The sequence below is a fragment of the Streptomyces sp. NBC_01439 genome (assembly GCF_036227605.1).
Lineage (GTDB): Bacteria > Actinomycetota > Actinomycetes > Streptomycetales > Streptomycetaceae > Streptomyces.
This window is the reverse complement of the sequence record NZ_CP109487.1, coordinates 1,584,665-1,605,795: the sequence shown is the minus strand read 5'-3', so window position 1 is coordinate 1,605,795 and position 21,131 is coordinate 1,584,665. Positions and strand designations below refer to the sequence as shown.

Below are 21,131 nucleotides of genomic sequence, written 5' to 3'. Positions count from 1 at the left end.
CTTGATGCGGACCTCCCCGGGCATCAGGGAGAACTAGAGGCCGACCGGTTCGCGGCGAGCCGCCCGGATGCGCCGGGTCAGGCCCGTCAGGACGGTCCCGGGGCCGATCTCGTGCAGCTGAGGATCCGGCTGGTCCAGGCAGTGGACGACGGTGTCGGACCAGCGGACCGGCTCGGTGAGCTGACGGACCAGGGTTCTCGCGATGTCCCCGTCGTAGGGCCGGCCAGTCGTGTTGGCGATGACGGGGATCTTCAGCCGGGCGAGGACGAAGCCGCGCAGGAAGCGTTCGAACTCCCTTGCGGCCGGGGCCATCCAGCGGGAGTGGAAGGCCCCGCTGACCGGCAGCGGTATCACCGCGTCGGCCTGCTCCGACAGCATCGGGGTGATCGCCCGGAGGGCCTCGGCGGGGCCGGAGAGGACGATTTGGTCGGGGGCGTTGAGATTGGCGATGTCGAGCACCGCCCCCGACTCCTCCAGGATCCGGCGGACGCGGGCCTCGTCCAGGCCGACCACCGCGGCCATGGCTCCGGGGCCGGCCTCCGCCATCAGGACGGCCCGCCGGGCGACGATCTCCAGCCCGGTACGGAAGTCGTACGCACCGGCGGCGAACAGGGCCGCGTACTCGCCCAGGCTGTGTCCGGCCACGAGGTCGGGGATCACCCCGGTCGTGCGCACGGTGTCCACATAGGACAGTGCGTCGACGACGTACACGGCGCACTGGGTGAACCGGGTGTCACCGAGCCGTTCGGCGGGGCCTTCCAGGCACAGTTCGGCGACGGAGTAGCCGAGAACCGCGTCGGCCTGCCGCACCAGGTTGGGGTAGGCGGCCAGCAGGTCTCGGCCCATGCCGACGCGCTGGGAACCCTGCCCGGCGAAGAGATGGATCGTGGTCATGCCGGCCTCCGGTCGGTGTGGGTCAGGGGCATTGGGGCAGGGTCATGGCGCGGAGCCGATCGGACAGCAGCCGTGCGGCGTCGCCCATCAGCAGCTCGGCGAGCTCGTCCACGTGCCGCTCGCGCCAGCTCTCGCGGGGCGTGCCGCGCAGCAGGCCGTTGAGCGCCCCCATGGCCGGGCCGCAGTTGATCTGGTAGTCGACCTGGTGGTCGTGCGAACCGCTCATGGCCAGGCGGATGGACTGGACGAAGTAGGCCTTGAAGACCAGCAGCATCCGGTGCTTGGGGTCGCGTTCCGCCCGGGCGAGGGAGTCCGGGTCGGCTCGCGCGTAGTGGGCGCGGGTCTCCTGCCACACCTCCTCGAAGCTGCGCCTGAAGTACCGCCGTTGCAGCTGTTCCGCGGTGGCCCGGTCGAGGTCGTCCAGCGAGGAGTGCCGGCGGTAGAGCTCGTAGAGCTTGTTCGCCCGCGCCGGATAGAACAGCCCCCGGCGCAGCACCTGCGCACGGGCCCCGGATTCCAGCATGTCGCCCGCCGGCACGATCGCCATGTCGTGGACCTCGGCCTCCTGGAGCATGTCCTTGACGCGCTCGCTGGTGCCGCATTCCACCGTGCACTGGTTGATGCTGCCGGTGAGGACGAAGTCGGCACCGAGCACGAAGGCCGCCGCCACCGCCTCCGGCGATCCGAGCCCCCCGGCCGCTCCGACCCGTACGCGCGCGGCGGCGGGGAACTCGCGGGCGGCTAGGTCCCGTTGGCGCACCGTGTCCGGGAGCAGGATGACGAGCGGTCGCTGGTCGGTGTGGCCGCCCGAGTCGGCTTCCGCCACCAGGTCGTCCGCCATGGGGACGCGGGCGGCCAGCGCTGCCTCCTCCGACGTGATGAGCCCCTGTGCCAGCAGTTCGCCGACCGTCTCCGGCGGGGCGGGGGCGAGGAAGGACCGGGCGACCTCCGGGCGGGAGACCTTGGCCATCACACGGTGGGGGACCACGACCGACCCGTCGGGCGCCAGGCGTAGACCGGACAGCCGGTAGCGGACGAGGGGCGGCGTGGGACGGACGAAGGACGCCGCCTCGACCCGCCTCACCCCATACCGGAGGAACAGCTCGACCTGCTCCTGCTCCTTGGCCGGATTGTCCCCGCCGGCCAGCAGGTTGAAGCCGTACGGGCCGTCGCCGAGCTCCCGCTCGAACCGCTCGATCGCGGCGATCACCCGGTCCGGCCGCAGACCTCCGGTGCCGAAGAAGGAGAGCAGGCCCGCCCGGCCCATCCTGAGGACCATGTCCTCGGAGGCGACGGCCTTGTACATGGATCCGGCGGCGTAGGCGTACCGCACGCCGTGGTCGGCCCGGAACTGTGCGCTGCCCAGGTTCTCCGGGGCGATCTGCGCCCCGGAGGCCGGGATGTGCTCGGCGTACGCGACCGCCACGGTTTCCTCTCCTTCTTCGGACGTCGCCCGGTGTGCGGGGGATCAGCTGCCGAGGCCGACCTGCCGGTTCTTCTCGTAGCGCTCGAGGATCGTGGGCATCTCGCCGCTGACGAATCCGAGGAAGCGCTCCATGTTGGCGAGCCGGACCAGACGCTCCTCGGAGGCGCCTTCGGCCCGGAGGCCCTCCAGACCTTCGCGGGCGACCCGGTGGAAGTCGGGGAACTCCGAGAAGATCCCTCTGACCTTGGGCGCCCAGCTGTTCTCGCGGAGCCGGATCGTGTAGTTCTCGCTCAGGGAGCCCGTGCGCTCGAAGACGCTCACCGGGTCGTTCTCGGGAGTGAGCTGGTCGACGATCCGGTCGATCGCGGCTCGCGGGACGTCGAGCGCCTCGGCGATCCGGTCGGCTGTCTGCGTGGAGGGGGAGCAGATCATCATCCAGCCGACGACCCGTCCGCGGTCGTGCGGCATCCCGTCGTTCTCGTAGTAGTACTGGGCGACCTTCTCGACGAAGGACTTCTCGCCCTCGTTCGGCTTCACGATGGTGGCGTCAGCGGCCATGGGGATTCCCTCTCTTCACGTTGTGCGGAGCCGGCTGGTCAGACGGAGGCGCTCTGGAGCTGCTCCCAGCGCTTCGACATCTCGGCGAGGTCGCCGACGATGTGTCCGAAGAGCTCCTCGATCTCGGCGATCCGCCGTCGCCGGTCCGCGTCGGCGCCGGCCAGGACCTCAAGGCCGAACTGGAAGATGCGGTGGTACTCCGGCCAGCTGGCGAAGGTGTCCGACACGGCCTTGGGGTAGCCGTCGTCGACGAGCCGGTAGCGGGTCTCCCGGCCCGGCTCGTCGATCCGGACGTACAGGCCGGCGAGCGTCAGCTGTTCGATGAGCTGCTCGATGCTCTCCGGCGTGGTGTCCACAGCGGCGCAGATCTCGGACAGTGTCTGCTCGGCCGGGTCACTGATGATCATCCAGGCCATGGTCCGGCCCTTCTCCCATGTCACGCCGTGAGCTTCGTGGTAATGCCGGGCCACGTTGTCGACGAAGGAGCGTTCGGCTGCGGTCAGGGTGTCGTACCGCTTCTCACTGGGTGCGTTGCGCACGGTTCCCGCCTTTCGGGTGCGGCAGAGGCCGGTCCGCGGCAAGCGATGTGCGTCCCCCGCGGCTGACGACCGCCAGCCTCTCGAAGCGGGCTCGAGGGCGCCCCAGGAGAACCCCCAGCAGGACCCCCAGTCCGCCCGGCGCCCCTGGTGGCGGGGCCGGTCGGACCGGGGATCAGGCGCTGCGCCGCTCCGGTCCGGGGTCTCCCGGGACCAGGGAGAGGGCCCGGGTGAGCTCCGCGCGCTTGCGGATGCCGAGCTTGCTGTACGCCTGGCCGAGATGCCACTCGACGGTCTTGACGGTGATGAACAGCGCCTGAGCTATCTCTCGGTTGGTCAGACCCGCTGATGCCTGCTGCGCCACCCGGTGTTCTGCGGGAGTCAGTGAGACGGTCTCCCCTGCCGCCGGTGACAACCGGGCACCGGTGAGGCGGAGTTCGGCGCCTATCTCCTGCTCCAGTGCGGCAGCTCCGCAGTTCCGTGCCAGTTCCAGCGCCGTCGTCAGGCGGTGGCGGGCTTCCGAACGGTCACCGGTCCGGCGTATCGCGGCACCGAGGGCAAGCAGGGTGCGGGCGTGTTCCACTGGGGCCGTAAGGCCGGCCAGCAGCTGCTCGGCCTGCTCGATGTGCCGTATTCCCTCCTTTCCGCCGGCCATTTCCCCGTACGCGCAGAGTGCCGCGGCCAGGGGACGGGAGGCTCCGACGGAGCTCGCTCGGCGCACCTCGGCGAAGGCAAGTTCCCGGGCGGCGCGCTGCCCGCTGTTCATGGCCACGCCGTGCACGACGGTGGCGAGCCATCCCCCGGTCGCGGACGAGTTGTGCCAGCGGTGCTTGCGGGCGAGGGAGCGGCAGTCCAGCAGTTCCTGAACGCTCTTCTGCCGGCGGCCGAGCGCCGCGTGGAGCCTGCCTCGTGCCACGCGCAGCGGTAAGTGGACGGCGTTCCGAGGCAGTTCGCCGGCCATTCCATGACGTTCGAGCAGCTCGTCGGCCTCCTGCGGCCGGTCCTGCTCGATCAGACACTGTACGAGTACGGCCGCCGCGAGCGGGGCTTGAGTCAGGGCGAGGGATGCCCCGGTCCGTTGCCGCAGCACCTCCCGCGCCGCTGCCTCGGCGTCGGCGATCCGTCCGGTGTCGAAGACGATCGCGGCCCGAAGGCTCCGGGCGGTCGCCGCGGTCAGGACATGGCCGTCCCGGGTCGCCATGCCGACGACCTCGTTGAGGATGCCTTCGGATGCCAGCGGATCGTCGCACTGGGCAAGCACCCACGCGGCCAGGGACGCGGGGGGCAGCTCCACGTCGTGAGCGGGCAGTCGCACCCCGTCCGCAACGGCGGCGCGCGCCAAGCGTGCCGCACGCGGGGCGGGCCGACCGTCGGAGAGCGCAGCCGCGGCCGCGTGCGCCCGCAGGGTGAGGGGATCGAGACCGGGCCGACTCCGGGAACCGGCCCGGTCGCCCCGGTCTCCGGCGAGCCGCTGGATCGTCATGGCCGCTGCCCAGGCCTGGGCGCCCTCGGTACGGTCCGCCGCCCAGGATCCCGGGTCTATGGCGGCGAGGGCATCCTCCGGCCGGCCGACGGCGGCCAGGGCGTGGCCGAGGTCGAGCCGTATCGTGAGTTCCGCATGTGGCTGGGCCCCTTGGCGCAGTACCTTTTCCAAGTGCTCGAGTGCCGAAGCCTGCTGGGCGCGGAGCTCGGCCGCGCCCAGCTCCGCCAGCACGCCCAGGTCGACCCCTTGTGCGGGGGATTCGGCCATCGCGCGCCGCAGGTAGCGGGTGGCGGCCAGGGCATCGCCCCCACCGAGGACCTCGCGTGACGCGGAACGCAGGATCGACACGGCCCAGGGGTTCGCGTCGGGATCGGTCCGGCACAGGTGCTCGGCCGACCGGACCGCGGCGGTCCCCGCCGCACCGAGACACTCCGCGGCCGTCCGGTGCGCGGCGTTGCGCGCCTGCGCCGCCATGCCTTCGTACACGACCTGGTGGATCACGGGCCGGACGAAACGGTACGGGGCATCCGCTGTGAGCAGCCCCGCGTCCCTGAGCCGGCCCGCGGCCTCCGTGGCATCCGCCTCGTCGAGCCCGGCCACCCGGGCGCAGTGCCGGGGCTCGGCGTCCGAGGTCAGCACGGCCACCGCGCCGGCGAGGGCGACCGCGGTGTCCGGCAGTCGGGTGAGTTGTCGACGGACGCCCCAGGCGGCGCGGGCCGGGGTCAGCTCGTAGACGCGAGGTGCTTCCGTCTCCACGGGGGCGATACCCTCTCGGGCCGCGTCCTCCAGCAGTTCGAGGAGGTGGAGCGGATTGCCCTCGCTCATGGTGAGGCAGGCATGCGTGAACGCCTCGTGCGGCGCGCGGCCGAGGATCTCGGACGCCAGTTGGTGAACGGCTTCGGCGCTGAGCGCGCCCAGTCTCGCCGGCTTCACCAGGGGCGCGACGCAGGCCGTCATCAGCAGTTCGGGCGTGGCGGGTTCGTCGGTCGGCGTGCTGGCCAGCGCGACGAGGACCGCATGGTCTTCGATCCTGTTGACCAGATAGCTCACGAATCGCAGTGATTCGGCGTCCGCCCATTGCGCGTCGTCGATCATCAGGAGAAGCGGTCGGCGCTCGGAGAGATTGCGGCACAGCCAGTAGAGGCCGTGCAGAGCGCTGTACAAGTCCTCGTCGGGTCTGGACGCGGGGCAGTTCTGGAGCTGCCGGTAGTCGAATAGGGAACGGGCCATGGCCGCGGGGCCGGAGAGGATACCGGTGTCCTCTCCGGTGGAGTCCAGACCCGGACACAACTCGAAGAGCTGGCGCACGATCGTCCAGGCGAAGTCCTGCTCCAACGCGCAGCCGCGCGCGCTCAGGACGACGAATCCCTGCTGGGAGGCACTCTCGCGGGTCGTTCGCAGGAGGCTGGTCTTCCCGAGCCCGGTCGCCCCCTCCAGCACCACCATGCCGCCGCTGCCCTCACGTGCCTGGAGGAGGCCTTCCTCCAGGAGTTCTGATTCCCGGTCTCGTTCCAGGAGTCGCGCGTGCTCGCGCCGCATCCGACACACCCTCTCGAAGAGATAAGCCCGAACCTACGAACGAACCGACTCTGACCCGTGTTTCGGGTACGGGAGCGCACCGGACGAGACGGTACAGCCACCCGGCAGGTGTGGCCCGTTTGGACGCCATCAAGAAAGCGCAGGGGGATCTCCACGGGGGAGGTTGGCTTGAAAACACCGCTGCCGTCTGCCGGACCCGAAGGTCCGGCAGACGGCAGCGATACGTCGGTGCCTCAGGCCGCCCGGAGGGCGACGGGCAACCGGTCGAAGCCGACCATCTGCGGGGGCAGGGCCCAGACGAGGTCGCCGTCGCGGTCGACCGCGATCTCCTTGAACCGGTCGAGCAGGACCTTCAGCACGAGCCGGGTCTCCAGGCGCCCCAGGGCGTTGCCGATGCAGTGGTGCGTGCCGAAGCCGAATCCGAAGTGGCGCCCCTCGCTGCGGCGGTGGATGTCGAACGACTCCGGGTCGGGGAACTGGCGCTCGTCGCGGTTGGCGGAGCAGAAGCTCGCGGCCACGTGCTGGTTGGCCGGAATCGTCACCCCGGCGACCTCGACCTCGCGGGCGGAGGCCCGCAGGCCCGTGGTGATCGGAGGCCGGTGGCGCAGCACCTCCTCGACCGTCTGTCCCAGCAGTTCCGGGTTGGCGCGCACCTCGGCCATCGCCCGCGGGTTCAGGTCGAGCAGGTCGACCGAGTTGGCGATCGTCATCGTCGTGCTGATGTGGCCGCCCGCGAACATGACGTTCGCGAAGTTCACCGTCTCGTCCTCGGTGAGCCGGTCGCCGTCGAGCTCGGCGTTGGCGAGCCGGGTGAGCATGTCGTCGCCCGGCTTGTTGCGGCGCTCGCGCACCTTCTCGCGCAGGTACGACACGGCCTCCTGCTGGAGCTCGCCCAGCGCCTCCGCGAAGCCCTCCTGGGCCATTTCTTCGGGGGTGACGTTCATGACCTTGCGGGCCCAGTGGTAGAAGAGGTGCCGGTCCTCGGCCGGCAGCCCCAGGATCTCCAGGATGACCGCGATCGGAACCGTGTACGCGAGCTCCGCCACCAGGTCCACGTTGTCCTTGCCGATGAACCCGTCGATGATCTCGTTCGTGGTGCGGATGATCTGCGGTTCGAAGCCGGATATCGAGTGCGGCGTGAAGGCCGTACTCAGGATCTGGCGCACACGCGTGTGCCGCGGAGGGTCCATCTGGGGGAGGCTCTCCAGCCCCGTCTCGGGGAAGCCCATCCGGTGCATCTCCGAGGAGAAGATCTCGGGGTGGGTGAGGACATGCCGGGCGTCCGCGTATCGGTAGACCACCCACCACCCCGTCACGGGGTCCTGATGGACCGGGTGTTCGTTCCGCATGGCGCGGTACCACTCGTAGACGGCCGGGTCGTTCACGTTCGGCTGCGGCGGAATCGCAGTCACGTCGAGCTTGGACACCCCATCACCTTTCTCACCGGACAATCGGGCTGGTTCAGCCAGCCGCAGCGTGACGGTGAGTCCGGTGGGACCGCACCGGGGCACCCCCCAGCGCCGACCCCAGAACAGGCATGGAGCTATGGAGTCCGGGCCGCCTGCTGGCTCTGGAGTGCACGCCACCGCGCGAGTACGCCGGTCAGTTCGTTCATCAGGAACTCGAAGAACTCGCTGCTCTCCGCGAGCCGTTGGCCTGCCGGGGTGCCTCCGCCGATGGTGTCGACACCTTCGTTCAGAACGCGGATCCAGCGCAGCATGAGCTCGTCCCGCTGGGCCATCGATTCGAACCAGGCGTTGTTGCGTACCCGGTAGCGGTCCCGCCGCGAGCCGGGTTCGCGCTCCCTGCTCACCAGTCCGACGCGGGCGAGATAGCCGATGGCTCCGGAGACGGCCGCCGGGCTGACATGCAGCCGTTCGGAGAGTTCGGCCGAGGTGAGGACGCCGCTGTCCTCGGCCATGAGACATGAGAAGATCCGCGCCGGCATCATCTGCATGCCCGCCTCGGCGAGTTCGGAGGCGAACCGTTCAACGAACTCCGAGACCGCCTCCGCTTCCTGCGGGGTCTTTTCCACCGACACGCTGTGTCCTCCTCCGACTCGACAGGTCCCACGATTTTAACGGTTCCTTATCTTCACAATCTTGTGAATGTATCGTACCTTTTTAAGCATGACGAAGGCAATCATGCTGTCCGACCTGCGGAAGTCCTTCGGTCGGACCCACGCCCTCGACGGACTCGACCTCGGTGTCGAGACGGGCGAGGTTCACGGCTTCCTCGGGCCGAACGGTGCGGGGAAGTCCACCACCATCCGGGTCCTGCTCGGACTCCTGCGCGCCGACGCCGGGACGGCGCAGCTGCTCGGCAAGGACCCCTGGAATCACGCGGTCGAACTCCACCGGCGGCTCGCCTACGTACCGGGCGACGTGGAGCTCTGGCCGAACCTGACCGGTGGCGAGGCGATCGACCTGCTCTCCCGGCTGCGCGGAAAACTCGACAAGCGGCGCCGGAACGAGTTGATCGAACGCTTCGACCTCGACCCCACGAAGAAGGGACGCACCTACTCCAAGGGCAACCGGCAGAAGGTCGCCATCGTCGCCGCTCTGGCCTCCGACGCCGAACTCCTGCTCCTCGACGAGCCCACCGCCGGACTCGACCCCCTGATGGAGGTCGTGTTCCAGGACGTGATCCTCCAGGCCAAGGCCGTCGGCCGGACCATCCTGCTGTCCAGCCACATCCTGGCCCAGGTGGAGAAGCTCTGCGACCGGGTCAGCATCATCCGCCAGGGCCGGGTCGTCCAGTCCGGCACGCTGAGCGGGATGCGGCACCTGACACGTACGACGATCGAGGCCGAGACCTCGTTCCCCGTGACAGGTCTGGCGGGTCTGCCGGGCGTGCACGAGCTGCGCAGCGAGGGTGCCCGGGTGCGCTTCGCCGTGGACGGCGAGCACCTCGACCAGGCGGTTCGCGCGCTCAGCCAGTCAGGACTCCGGAGCCTCGTCAGCCACCCGCCGACCCTGGAGGAGCTGATGCTGCGGCACTACGGCGACGAACTCGCCGCGAACGGGCACTCCGCCACTGCGGACGGTGCGGCCCGATGAGCACCGCAACGGCCTCCCGGGCCTCTGCCCCGGTTCACGCCTCGGCAGGGGGCGGTACCCTCGCCGGCACCGCCACCCTCGTCCGGTTCAACCTGCGCCGGGACCGCATCCGCATCCCGGTATGGGTGTTCGCCCTGTTCATCGCATCGGCCGGAACCGCGAACAACGTCAAGACGCTCTACCCCACCGCGGCCGACCGCGCCGCGATCGCCCGGAGCTCGGACACCCCGGCCGCCATGGCCATGACGGGGCCTCAGCACTACCTGGACGACTACACCTTCGGTGCCATGCTCGGACACCGGATGCTCGGTTTCGCCGCCGTGCTGGTCGCGCTGATGAGCGTGCTCATCGTCACGCGGCACACCCGGACCGAGGAGGAGACCGGCCGCGCGGAGCTCGTCCGCTCCACCGTCGTCGGCCGCCACGCGCATCTGGCAGCGGCGCTCGCCGTGGCCGCCATCGCCAACCTCGGCCTGGCCCTGCTCCTCACCATCGGCCTGAGCCGGATGGGCATCGAGGGAATCGACACCGGTGGATCCCTGCTCTACGGCCTCGCGCACGCCGGCGTCGGCATCGTCTTCGCCTGCGTGGCGGCGATCACCGTGCAGATCACCGCGCACTCCCGGGCGGCCTCCGGGATGGCGCTCGCCGTCATCGGAGCCGCCTACGCCCTCCGCGCCTCGGGCGACGTGGGCAACGAAACGCTGTCCTGGCTCTCCCCGATCGGCTGGGCTCAGCGCACCTATGTCTTCGTCGACAACCGCTGGTGGCCGCTGCTTCTGTCCCTCGCGCTGGCGGCGGCCTGCGCCGCCACCGGATTCGCTCTCAGTACCCGCCGGGACGTGGGCGCGGGCCTGCGCGCCGCCAGGCTCGGCCGTCCCACGGCCTCCGAGGCGCTGGTCCGCCCGTTCGGGTTCGCTGTGCGCCTGCACCGCGGCCTGCTCATCGGTTTCGGCGCCGGCCTTTTCCTCCTCGGATCGATGTACGGCTCGATCCTCGGGGACGCCGAGGACATGCTCAAGGACATCGACCAGATTCAGGAGGCCCTGAAACGGCTCGGCGGGGCCACCGTCGCCGAGTCCTTCGCCGCGATGATCATGTCGATCGTGGCCGTGGTCGCCTCCGTGTACGTCGTCATCGCGGCGCTGCGCCCACGGGCGGAGGAGAGCGCGGGGCGCGCCGAACCCGTACTGTCCACCGGGCTTTCCCGCGCCGGCTGGCTCGGGAGCCATCTGGCCGTCGCGCTGATCGGTGGCACCGTGCTGCTCTTCGTGGCCGGACTCGGGCTCGGCATTTCCGGTGCCGCCTCCACCGGTGACGGCGATCTGTTCCTCAAGCTCGTGGGCGCGGCCCTGGCCTACGCACCGGCGCTCTGGGTCACCGTGGGCATCACCGCGGCCCTCTACGGCTGGTTCCCGCGGGCTGCCACGGCGGCCTGGGTCGTCCCGGTCAGCGCTTTCGCCATCGGCTACCTGGGACAGCTTCTGCAGTTCCCCGGCTGGCTGAACGACCTCTCCCCGTTCGGCCACGTCCCCCGGCTGCCCGCCGCGGACATGCGTTGGACTCCCCTGGTGATCCTCACACTGATCGCCGCCGCCCTCGTGTGGGCAGCCCTCCGGGGCCTGGCCCGCCGCGACCTCGAAACCAAGTAGCGCGGCAGGGCGGTATCCGGGTCCTGGTACCGCCCTCCGCCCGCCCGGCGGACGGTGCCAGGGCCCCGGATGATCGGCATGGTCGCGGTCCGGCCGAAACGAATCTCTCACGCGCCCCGGGGTGGCATCAGCCGGCGTCAGGGCAGACAGAGGCATCTGCGGCGGGGTGCCATGGCACGCACCACGATTGCGGCACGTACCGAAGCCGAGCGGTGCGCGTTTCGCGCCGTGAGCCGCCGAAAGGGAACAGATCATGGAGACGGCTCAGAGCCAGGAGCAGGCGGCACCCGGCGCCTTCACCGCCTTCGCCCGCTTCGTGCTTTGCGGCGGCGGGGTGGGAGCCGCCTCCAGCTTCGCCGTGGTGGCGCTCGCCTCCTGGATTCCCTGGTTCCTGGCCAACGCCCTGATCGCCGTGGGCTCCACGCTCATCGCAACCGAGCTGCACGCCCGCTTCACCTTCGGCGCGGGCGCGTGCGCGACCTGGCACCAGCACGCGCAGTCGGCCGGGTCCGCGGCGGCCGCCTACGCGGTGACCTGCGCGGCGATGGTCGTCCTGCAGCAGCTGGTGGCCGCGCCCGGTGCGGTGCTCGAACAGGTCGTCTACCTGTTCGCCTCCGCACTTGCCGGTGTCGCACGGTTCGCGGTGCTGCGCCTCGTCGTCTTCGCGCGGAACCGCTCGCAGGCCACGGCCGCCGTCCGCGCCGCCCGGCTCGCGCACGGGACGGTGGCCCGCACCGCGGCCCCGGCCGGCCCTGCGGAACTCTGTCGCGCAGCCTGACGGTTCCGCCGGGAGGCGTGTGCCGCGCGGGCCTGCCGACGGGTGCCCGGAGGTGGCCGGCCGCCGAGAGCGGGCAGCCGCTGGACTTCAACAGCTCCTCCACCACTGGAGCCGTAGCCCGACCCTCGACATCACGGCCGACGGCACGGGCTCACGGCGATGACGATGCCTACGACAGCCTCCGTACACCCGTACTCGAACCCGGCCCCTCGCTTGGATTTCCACCTCACCAGCGAACGGGAGCGAGGTCGTGGGCGATAGGGGTCCTGACGGACTTCTGACGCTTCTTGGGCGCGACGCTGACGATGAATTGACGGCCAGGCGGTGTGCCGGCGCAAGCCCGATGTCCGGGTAGCCCCAGGGCGGCTCTCACAGGTCGGAGAGCCGTGCCTCCTCGAGGTCGAGCGTGCGCTGGAGCTGTCGGCGGGTGGTGTCGCTGATGCGGTGGTCGTCGTAGAGGCGCCGGAGTTCGGCTGCCTCGACGTTGATCAGGTCGCGTCGCAGGTGGCGGTAGACCTGGTCGGCGGACTCGTACGGCCCCTCGTCGTCGCCGAGCCGGTCGCGGGCGTGGTCGCGGCGGGCCTGCAACGCACGGCGGAGGCGGTCGAGCACTGCCTGGGGTGCGGCGTCGAGACCGGAGAGCTCGTCCAGCCGGCGCAGTCCCGCTTCGGCCAGACTCAGTCGCGCGCCGGTCTCCTCGCGTTCGGTGTGATCAGGTTCGAGACCGATCCCTGAGCGGCGGACGACCGCGGCGAGGGTGAAGCCCTGGACGACGAGGGTGACGAACACGACGGACGAGGTCAGGACCAGCACCAAAGGGCGCTGAGCCAGTGGGGATCCGTCCGCGGCGGCGACGGGGATGGACAGGGCAGCGGCGAGAGGCATGACACCCCGGGTTCCCGCCCACGACAGGACGGCGGGGACACGCCAGTTGGTCCTGGCCTTCCCGTTCTTCTACTGGAGCAGGGCGGAGAGCGGAAAGATCCACAGGATCCTGACCGTGATCAGGGTGCCTGCCAGGGCCAGTGCGTAGACCAGCCAGAGCCGGTTCTCGTCGCCCAACTCGCGGATCAGGCCCGGTAGGGAGAGCCCGATCAGGCTGAACACGACGCTTTCGAGCAGGAAGATCACCGTGCCGTAGACGGCGTGCAGTTGGAGCCGGATGCGTGCGCTCGTCAGGCGATCGCCGCTGCCGCCCACGAGGACGCCGACCACGACCACGGAGGTGACGCCGGAGGCGTGGGCGGACTCGGCCAGGACGTAGGCGGCGTACGGGGTGACGAGAGCGACCACCGTTTCCAGGACCGGGTCCTCGATGCGGCGTCGGATCAGCATCACGACGCCGGCGATCGCGGCCCCGATCAGGGTGCCGCCTCCGGCGAGCAGGGCGAACTCACTGCCCGCGCTGCCCCAGGAGACCGCGGAGGAGGCGATCGCGATGCTCACCGCGACCCGGAAGAGGACGAGGGAGGTGGCGTCGTTGAACAGGCTCTCGGCCTGGACCATGACCTGGACCCTGGGCGGCAGTGCGAGGCGCCGGCCGAGCGCGGTGACCGCCACGGGGTCGGTGCTCGCGAGCACGGTTCCGAGGACCAGCGCCATCTGCCAGGACAGGGGAGTCAGCGCGGAGGCCACGAATCCCACCACCGCGGCCGAGGCCAGTACGAGACCCACGGCGAGTACGGACACCGGCTTCCACACCGCACGCAACTCTCGCCACGACAGCTCCTCGGCGCTGGCGTACAGCAGGGGCGGCAGGACGACGAGGCCGATGATCTCGGGGGTGATGTGTATCTCAGGGGCGCCGGGCAGCAGGGCGACGAAGAGCCCCGCGACGACGAGCAAGGAGGGCGCCGGTATGCGCCAGCGGCGGGCACCGGTCGCTACGAGGGTGGCGAGGACGACGAGAAACAAGACAGTGCCGACGATGCGCATTCCGCCCCTTGGACCCCTGGAATCGAGATCGGGGTCACATGACCCGTCACGCCGACCAGGCTTCCCGGCACACCACCTTCACCTTATCCGCATGGACTGTGTCAGGACAGCGTAAATGTCTCCGTGCTCAACCACGGTCCGGCCGAATTCCGCCCGATGATGGGCGTGAGCAGGACTTGTGCGCCTCTGCCACCCAGGGGAGCCCCTTCGTGGACCGGGGCGTTCTTCGGCGTGAGGAGGCACGTGACGTGGCGGAGGCGGTTGTCCGGCCCGGAAGACTGAAGGTCTTTCTCGGGGCGGCCCCCGGCGTGGGCAAGACGTACCGGATGCTGGATGAGGGGCGCCGGCGGGCGGACCGGGGCACGGACGTGGTCGTGGCCTTCGTCGAGTGTCACGGACGCCGCCTGACCGAGGAGAGGCTGGCCGGCCTGGAGGTCCTGCCACGCGTGGAACGTACGTACCGGGGAGGCTCGTACACCGAGATGGACCTGGCGGCCGTTCTGGAACGGCGGCCCGAGGTGGCGCTCGTCGACGAACTGGCCCACTCCGTCGTTCCCGGCGGAAGCCACGCCAAGCGCTGGCAGGAGGTGGAGGCGCTCCTCGCGGCGGGGATCGACGTGGTGACGGCCGTCAACATCCAGCATCTGGAGTCCCTGGGCGACGTCGTCGAGAAGATCACCCGGGTCCCGCAGCACGAGACCGTTCCGGACGCAGTGGTGCGCAGGGCCGCCGAGATAGAGCTGGTGGACCTGCCACCCGAGGCGCTGCGACGCCGCATGGCGCACGGGAACATCTATGCCCCGGAGAAGGTCGACGCGGCGCTGTCCCACTACTTCCGGGTCGGAAACCTCACCGCGCTGCGGGAACTGGCGCTGCTGTGGGTGGCCGGGCGCGTGGACGAGGCACTGCAGAAGTACCGCGTCGAGCACGGCATAGGCGGAGTGTGGGAGACCCGGGAACGGGTGGTGGTCGCGATCACGGGTGGGCCCGAGGGAGAAACGATCATCCGGCGGGCGGCCAGAATCGCTGCCCGCTCGGCGGGCGGCGACCTCCTCGCCGTGCACATAGCGCGCAGCGACGGCCTGGCCGCGGGAGCGTCGGCTTCGGCGCTGGTCCGCCAGCGCGCGCTGGTCGAAAGCCTCGGCGGCAGCTACCACTCCCTGGTCGGCGACGATGTGCCCACGGCGCTCACCGAGTTCGCCCGCGCGGAGAACGCCACCCAGCTGGTGATCGGTACGAGCCGTCGAGGGCGCGTCGAGCGCTTCCTCACCGGGCGGGGTACGGGTGAGACGATCGTCGCGCTCTCCGAGGACATCGACGTCCACATGGTCACGCACGAACGGGCCGGGCACGGAAGACTGCTGCCCTCGCGACGGCGGACGTTGCCCAACTCGCGCCTGATCGCAGGCCCGGTACTGGGTCTCGTGCTCCCGGTCGCACTCACCTTTCTGCTCGATCAGACCCGGGGCAGCCTCAACCTCACCAGTGAGGCGCTGCTGTTCCTGGTGACAGTGGTCGGAGTGGCGTGCGTGGGCGGAGTGATGTCGGCCCTCGTCGCGTCCGTGACGGCCTCGCTCCTGCTGAACTACTGGTTCATCCCGCCGGTCGGCGAATTCACCATCGCCGAGCCCAACAACTTCCTCGCGCTGGTGGTGTTCGCGGTGGTCGCGGGGACCGTCGCAGCCACGATCGACCGGTCGCTGCGGCTGTCGCGCAGAGCCGCCAGGGCGACGGCCGAGGCGGAGACGCTCTCCTCGCTCGCCGGCTCCATTGTGCGGGGGGACCAGGCCGTTCCCGCGCTCCTCGAACGGACCAGGGAGACCTTCGGGATGGACGCCGTCGAGCTCACCGCCGAACCGGCCACGGAGAACACCCCGTCCGCGGAGGTCCCGGTGGGCCAGGGCGGGTATCTCGTACTGCGGGGACGTCGCCCGCTGCCCGCCTCCGACCGGCGTGTCCTGGCAGCCTTCGCCGCGCACGTCACGGTCGCGGTCGAACGGGCCCGGCTGGCCGAGGCGGCCGCCGAGGTCGAACCCGTCAAGGCGGCCGACCGGATGCGTACAGCACTCCTCGCGGCGGTCAGCCACGATCTACGGACACCTCTCGCGGCCGGCTGGGCCGCCATCGCGTCACTGCGCGCCCGTGACGTGGAGTGGAGCGAGGAGGACCGGGGCGAACTCCTTGCCACCGCCGACGAGTCGATGGCCCGGCTCAACCGCCTCGTCGAGAACCTCCTGGACATGAGCCGTCTGCAGGCCGGGGCCTTGAAGCTGGACCTACGAGCCACGGACCTGATGGACGTGCTGCCCGCCGCACTGGACGGAATGCCCGCAGATGCGCCCGTCGTCGACATCCGGAGCGTGGAAGAGGCACCTGCCGTGCTGGCCGACCCACCCCTGCTCGAGCGCGTGGTCGCCAACCTGCTCAGCAACGCCGCCCGGCACACCCCGCCCGGACAGCGCGTTCTACTGACGGCCAGCGCGCTCGACGACCGGGTGGAGTTCAGGGTCGTCGACCGTGGGCCCGGAATCCCCGCGGCGGACCGCGAGAACGCGTTCGTGCCGTTCCAGCGCCTCGGCGACACCGACAACACCACGGGCGTCGGGCTCGGGCTCGCACTCTCCCGGGGACTCACCGAGGCGATGGGCGGCACGCTGACACCCGAGGACACCCCCGGAGGCGGCCTGACCATGACGTTGTCTCTGCCTGGCGTTCCCGCGCCCCTCGCAGCACGGCGTGCCGTGGGGCCTGACTGACGGGCGACCCGCAGCCGTAGTGTGTCGGCCCTCGCGGCGCCCTCGGTCGGGGCGGCGATGATGGGCCGCCACGTCCTCGGAGTGATGCAGACCGGGCGCGGGGTGCTGCTGTTCACCGTGGTGGACGTGGGCGGGCATCCCGAGCTGGAGGGGTTCTCGATCCACGAGGCCTTCAAGCAGAACGAATGGCGCGTGCCGGCGGCGGGGTCGTGGGATGGCTCGGCGGCGTACCGTCCCGCTTCGGACACGCTGGGCGGTCTGTACGTGCCGCGAGCGACCGGCTTCGACCGGCGCCCGCCGCACGGCCGCGTCCTGCGGGCCGGCGACCGGGTCGTGCTCGCGACGACCCGGCGGGGCCTCGACGTCCTGATGACAGGCGTCCAGCTCCACCCTGGGCGTCAGGCCGACCCGGCCACTCCCGACCCCAGACTCTGAATCCATTCCCGAAGGCACGGGCCGGGCGGATCAGGTCGTCGCGTCGGCCGGGAGATGGGGGAGTCCCGGCTGCGCCCCGCCCTTGACGGGCAGGGTGATGACCATCGTCAGGCCTCCGCCGGGGGTGTCTTCGGCGGTCAGGGTGCCGTCCATGGCTTCCAGGAAGCCCCGGGCGACCGCGAGGCCGAGGCCTACGCCGACACCCGCGGGGGCGTCTCCGTAGCGCTGGAAGGGCTCGAATATGCGGTTCTTGGCCTCGTCGGGGACGCCTGGGCCGCGGTCGACGACGCGGAGTTCGAGGCGGTCGGCGAGGGCGCTCGCGGATACGAGGACGGCTTGGCCGTCGGGGCTGTACTTGACGGCGTTCTCGACGATGTTGGCGACGGCCCGTTCCAGTAGGCCGCGGTCGACGGCGACCATCGGGAGCGTCTCGGGAATGTCGAGGTCGACGCTGTCATCGGGTACGCCGGCCAGGGCCATCGGGACGACCTCGTCGAGGTCGGTCTCCCGGATGATCGGGGTGACGGTGCCGGTCTGGAGGCGGGACATGTCGAGGAGGTTGCCGACCAGGTGGTCGAGGCGGTCGGCGCCGTCCTCGATGCCCTTCAGGAGCTCGGCCCGGTCCTCCTCGGACCAGTCCACGTCGGTGGAGCGCAACGAGGTGACGGAGACCTTGATCCCGGCCAGCGGGGTACGCAGGTCATGGCTGACGGCGGCCAGGAGCGCGGTGCGGATCTGGTTGCCCTCGATGAGACGACGGGCCTCCTCGGCCTCGCCTACGAGGCGCTGTCGGTCGAGTACGACTGCGGCCTGGGCGGCGAAGGCGCCGAGCACGCGTCGGTCCTCGGCGGGCAGGACCCGGCCGGTCAGGGCCAGCGCCATGTTTTCGCCGATCGGCATGTCGACGTCGGCGTCCTCGGGGCGGCTGACCGGACCGGTGCCCGTGCTGCCCGCGCAGGTCCACGGGTCGACTTCGCTGCCACGCTCCAGCAGTGCCACGGAATCCATGGCGAAGGTCTCGCGCACCCGCTCCAGCAGCGCGTCGAGGGCGGTCTCGCCGCGCAGGATGCTGCCGGCCAGGAAGGAGAGGATCTCGGACTCGGCGCGCAGTCGGGCTGCCTGGTGTGTGCGGCGGGCGGCCAGGTCGACCACGGACGCCACGGAGACGGCGACCCCGACGAAGATCGCGATGGCGACGATGTTCTTGGGGTCGGCGATGGTGAGTTTGTGGACCGGCGGCGTGAAGAAGTAGTTCAGCAGCAGCGACCCGAAGGCCGCCGAAGCCAGGGCGGGGAGCAGACCGCCCAGGAGTGCTGCCGCCACGGTGAAGGTGAGGAAGAGCAGCATGTCGTTGGCGAGGCCGAGGTCGGGGACGACCTGGCTCAGGAGCAGCGCGAGGAGCGCGGGACCGGCGATGCCGACGAGCCAGCCCCAGATGATGCGGGAGCGGCCGAGCCGTCCGCTGCGGGCGACGGGCAGGCTGCGGCGGCCCTTGGCGGCCTCGTCGTGGGTGACGATGTGGACGTCGAGGTCGGGTCCGGATTCGCGGGCGACGGTGGCGCTGACGCCGGGGCTGAAGGCGTACTGCCAGGAGCGGCGGCGGCTGACGCCGAGGACGATCTGGGTGGCGTTGACCCCGCGGGCGAACTCGAGCAGCGCGTCGGGGATGCTGTCGCCTATGACGTGGTGGAACGTTCCGCCCAGATCCTCGACCAACGTCCGCTGGACGGCGAGCTCCTTCGGCGAGGCGGCGGTCAGCCCGTCGCTTCGGGCGATGTAGACGGCGAGGACCTCGCCGCCCGCGCCCTTCTCGGCGAGGCGGGCGGCCCGGCGGATGAGGGTGCGACCCTCCGGTCCGCCGGTGAGGCCGACGACGATGCGTTCGCGGGCCTGCCAGGTGGAGCGGATGTTGTGCTCGCCCCGGTACTCCTGGAGGTACTCGTCCACGCGGTCGGCGACCCACAGCAGGGCGAGTTCGCGCAGGGCGGTCAGGTTGCCCGGGCGGAAGTAGTTGGACAGGGCCGCGTCGACCTTGTCGGGCTTGTAGATGTTGCCGTGGGCCATCCGGCGGCGCAGGGCCTGCGGGGACATGTCGACGAGCTCGATCTGGTCGGCGCGTCGTACGACCTCGTCGGGGACCGTCTCGCGCTGGCGGACGCCGGTGATGGTTTCGACGACGTCGCCCAGGGACTCCAGGTGCTGGATGTTGACGGTGGAGACGACGTCGATGCCGGCCTGGAGGAGTTCCTCGACGTCCTGCCAGCGTTTGGTGTTGCGCGAGCCGGGGACGTTGGTGTGGGCGAGCTCGTCCACCAGCGCGACGGCGGGGCGACGCGCGAGGATCGCATCGACGTCCATCTCGGTGAACGTGGATTCCCGGTACTCCAGTTCGCGCCGTGCGATCTGCTCCAGGCCGTGCAGCATCACCTCGGTGCGCGGACGGTTGTGATGCTCGACGAAGGCGACGACGACATCGGTGCCGCGCTCCACCCGTCGGTGGCCCTCCGAGAGCATCGCGTACGTCTTGCCGACGCCGGGGGCCGAGCCCAGGTAGATCCGAAACTTGCCGCGTCCCATTTTTGCGTCATCCCTCGAAGCGGTAGCCCATGCCGGGCTCGGTGATCAGGTACCTCGGGTGCGAGGGGTCCGCTTCCAGTTTGCGGCGCAGTTGGGCCATGTAGACCCGCAGGTAGTTGGTGTGCTCGGAGTACGTGGGCCCCCACACGTCGAGCAGCAGCTGTCGCTGGCTGATCAGCCGGCCGGGGTTGCTGATGAGGATCTCCAGAAGGTGCCACTCGGTGGGGGTGAGCCGCACGCTGCGATCGCCCCGCCTGACCTTCTTCGCGATCAGGTCGACGGTGAACTCGTCGGTCGTGACCACGGAGACCGCGTCGGCGGGTGCCGGGATCTCCCGGCGGCGGACAGCGGCCCGCAGCCGGGCGAGGAGCTCGTCCATGCTGAACGGCTTGGTGACGTAGTCGTCGGCGCCCGCGTCGAGGGCGAGGATCTTCTCCTCGGAGGTGTGGCGGGCGGAGAGGACGAGGATCGGTACGCTGCTGGACTCCCTGACACGCTTGATCACATCGATGCCGTCCATGTCCGGCAGGCCGAGATCCAGGAGGATGACGTCCGGCTTGCGGGAAGCGGCAACTCTGAGGGCATTCCCTCCGTCGGAAGCCGTCTCCACCTCGAACTTCCGCGCCTGCAGGTTGATCTTGAGTGCGCGGACGAGCTGGGTGTCGTCTTCCACCACCAGCACCTTGATCATCGGTGTGGGGCCTTCCTCTTTCAATGGATACGGGTCGGAGCCGGCGGGACGCGAACGAGCCACGTCCCGCCGACTCCGGACCCCTGCTACGGGAGACATCAGCTCTTGGTCAGTGCCTTGAGGGCGGTGTTGAGTTCAAGGACGTTGACGCGGGGTTCGCCCATGAAGCCGAGGGTGCGGCCGGTGGTGTGGTCGGCGACGAGCTTCTCGACCTGCTTGACGTCGAGTTTGTTCTGCTCGGCGACGCGGTGGACCTGGATCTTCGCGTACTCGGGGGAGATGTTCGGGTCGAGGCCGGAGCCGGAGGAGGTGACGGCATCGGCCGGTACGTCCTCGGGCTTGATCTGGTGGCCGGCGGTGGAGTTGTCGGCGATGACGGCCTCCTTGGCGGCGATGACCTGGGCGCAGAGGCTGCCCTCCACCTCGTCGGTGCACTTGCCGTCCTTCGCGCCGTTGTCGGCGGAGCGGTTGGTGGCGCCGGAGAGGATCAGCGAGTACTGCATGTTGATGCTGTTGCTGCCCAGTCCGTTGGAGGGGCGGGGCTGGAACCATTTGAGGTCCGGCTTGACCGCTTCTTCGGCGTCGTCGGGGTTCTGCTTGGGCAGGTTGTAGGTCTGCCCGATGAGGGAGGAGCCGACGACCTGGCCGCTCTTGTCCTTGATCTCGGAGCCGTTGGCCTGGTCGTGGAACAGGGCCTGGGCGATCCCGGTGACGGCGAGCGGGTAGATGACCCCGCAGATGACCGTGAGCACGAGCAGGGCTCGCAGGCCGGCGCCGATCAGGCGGAGGGTGCTGGATACGGAGTTGTTCAT

General features: G+C 70.3%; 17 protein-coding genes. 5 read left to right on the top strand and 12 right to left on the bottom strand.

Annotated features, from left to right (window positions below; genetic code table 11):
- Positions 1 to 33: 33 nt before the first annotated feature.
- From fabD to OG207_RS07335, 7 genes are all read right to left on the bottom strand, one after another.
- The gene (fabD, locus tag OG207_RS07365) at positions 34 to 894 is read right to left on the bottom strand and encodes an ACP S-malonyltransferase (RefSeq protein ID WP_329096974.1); all 861 of its coding nucleotides are present in this window, start codon (positions 892 to 894) and stop codon (positions 34 to 36) included.
- Between the two features lie 22 nt (positions 895 to 916).
- On the bottom strand, positions 917 to 2,320 hold the full coding sequence (locus OG207_RS07360; protein WP_329096972.1) for a PfaD family polyunsaturated fatty acid/polyketide biosynthesis protein: 1,404 nt from the start codon (positions 2,318 to 2,320) through the stop codon (positions 917 to 919).
- Positions 2,321 to 2,362: 42 nt separating this feature from the next.
- Entirely contained in the window at positions 2,363 to 2,878 is a 516-nt protein-coding gene (locus tag OG207_RS07355; RefSeq protein ID WP_329096970.1) for a hypothetical protein, read from the bottom strand.
- A gap of 38 nt (positions 2,879 to 2,916) precedes the next feature.
- Positions 2,917 to 3,417, bottom strand: coding sequence for a hypothetical protein (locus tag OG207_RS07350; RefSeq protein WP_327301300.1), 501 nt, complete (start codon positions 3,415 to 3,417; stop codon positions 2,917 to 2,919).
- A gap of 172 nt (positions 3,418 to 3,589) precedes the next feature.
- Complete coding sequence (locus OG207_RS07345) at positions 3,590 to 6,436, bottom strand: ATP-binding protein (protein WP_329096967.1); 2,847 nt, start codon at positions 6,434 to 6,436, stop codon at positions 3,590 to 3,592.
- A gap of 233 nt (positions 6,437 to 6,669) precedes the next feature.
- On the bottom strand, positions 6,670 to 7,863 hold the full coding sequence (locus OG207_RS07340; RefSeq protein ID WP_327301302.1) for a cytochrome P450: 1,194 nt from the start codon (positions 7,861 to 7,863) through the stop codon (positions 6,670 to 6,672).
- A gap of 116 nt (positions 7,864 to 7,979) precedes the next feature.
- A complete protein-coding gene (locus OG207_RS07335) occupies positions 7,980 to 8,477 on the bottom strand; it encodes a GbsR/MarR family transcriptional regulator (protein ID WP_327301303.1) in 498 nt (165 codons plus the stop codon).
- A gap of 88 nt (positions 8,478 to 8,565) precedes the next feature.
- Here OG207_RS07335 and OG207_RS07330 point away from each other — a divergent pair, with 88 nt between their 5' ends.
- From OG207_RS07330 to OG207_RS07320, 3 genes are all read left to right on the top strand, one after another.
- On the top strand, positions 8,566 to 9,495 hold the full coding sequence (locus OG207_RS07330) for an ABC transporter ATP-binding protein (protein WP_327301304.1): 930 nt from the start codon (positions 8,566 to 8,568) through the stop codon (positions 9,493 to 9,495).
- Positions 9,492 to 11,147, top strand: coding sequence for an ABC transporter permease (locus tag OG207_RS07325; RefSeq protein WP_329096964.1), 1,656 nt, complete (start codon positions 9,492 to 9,494; stop codon positions 11,145 to 11,147). Before OG207_RS07330 ends, OG207_RS07325 begins: the two co-directional genes overlap by 4 nt.
- Before the next feature lie 253 nt (positions 11,148 to 11,400).
- Positions 11,401 to 11,925 carry a hypothetical protein gene (locus OG207_RS07320; RefSeq protein WP_329096962.1) on the top strand — a complete coding sequence of 175 codons (525 nt, stop codon included), beginning with the start codon at positions 11,401 to 11,403 and terminating at the stop codon, positions 11,923 to 11,925.
- A 369-nt stretch (positions 11,926 to 12,294) separates the two neighbouring features.
- On the opposite strand, the gene OG207_RS07315 is transcribed toward OG207_RS07320, so the two are convergent.
- Together OG207_RS07315 and OG207_RS07310 are read right to left on the bottom strand one after the other, a co-directional pair.
- A complete protein-coding gene (locus OG207_RS07315; protein ID WP_329096960.1) occupies positions 12,295 to 12,810 on the bottom strand; it encodes a hypothetical protein in 516 nt (171 codons plus the stop codon).
- 69 nt (positions 12,811 to 12,879) lie between these two features.
- Positions 12,880 to 13,860 (bottom strand): cation:proton antiporter, encoded by a 981-nt coding sequence (locus tag OG207_RS07310; protein ID WP_329096957.1) that lies wholly within the window; start codon positions 13,858 to 13,860, stop codon positions 12,880 to 12,882.
- A gap of 248 nt (positions 13,861 to 14,108) precedes the next feature.
- Here OG207_RS07310 and OG207_RS07305 point away from each other — a divergent pair, with 248 nt between their 5' ends.
- Together OG207_RS07305 and OG207_RS07300 are read left to right on the top strand one after the other, a co-directional pair.
- On the top strand, positions 14,109 to 16,616 hold the full coding sequence (locus OG207_RS07305) for a sensor histidine kinase (protein ID WP_329096954.1): 2,508 nt from the start codon (positions 14,109 to 14,111) through the stop codon (positions 16,614 to 16,616).
- 21 nt (positions 16,617 to 16,637) lie between these two features.
- On the top strand, positions 16,638 to 17,051 hold the full coding sequence (locus tag OG207_RS07300) for a hypothetical protein (RefSeq protein ID WP_329096952.1): 414 nt from the start codon (positions 16,638 to 16,640) through the stop codon (positions 17,049 to 17,051).
- A 30-nt stretch (positions 17,052 to 17,081) separates the two neighbouring features.
- On the opposite strand, the gene OG207_RS07295 is transcribed toward OG207_RS07300, so the two are convergent.
- The 3 genes from OG207_RS07295 to OG207_RS07285 form a co-directional block, all read right to left on the bottom strand.
- Positions 17,082 to 19,628: a sensor histidine kinase KdpD gene (locus OG207_RS07295; RefSeq protein WP_329096950.1), complete on the bottom strand. Its 2,547-nt coding sequence runs from the start codon at positions 19,626 to 19,628 to the stop codon at positions 17,082 to 17,084.
- Between the two features lie 7 nt (positions 19,629 to 19,635).
- Complete coding sequence (locus OG207_RS07290) at positions 19,636 to 20,319, bottom strand: response regulator (protein ID WP_329096946.1); 684 nt, start codon at positions 20,317 to 20,319, stop codon at positions 19,636 to 19,638.
- A gap of 98 nt (positions 20,320 to 20,417) precedes the next feature.
- Positions 20,418 to 21,131: a potassium-transporting ATPase subunit C gene (locus OG207_RS07285; protein WP_329096944.1), complete on the bottom strand. Its 714-nt coding sequence runs from the start codon at positions 21,129 to 21,131 to the stop codon at positions 20,418 to 20,420.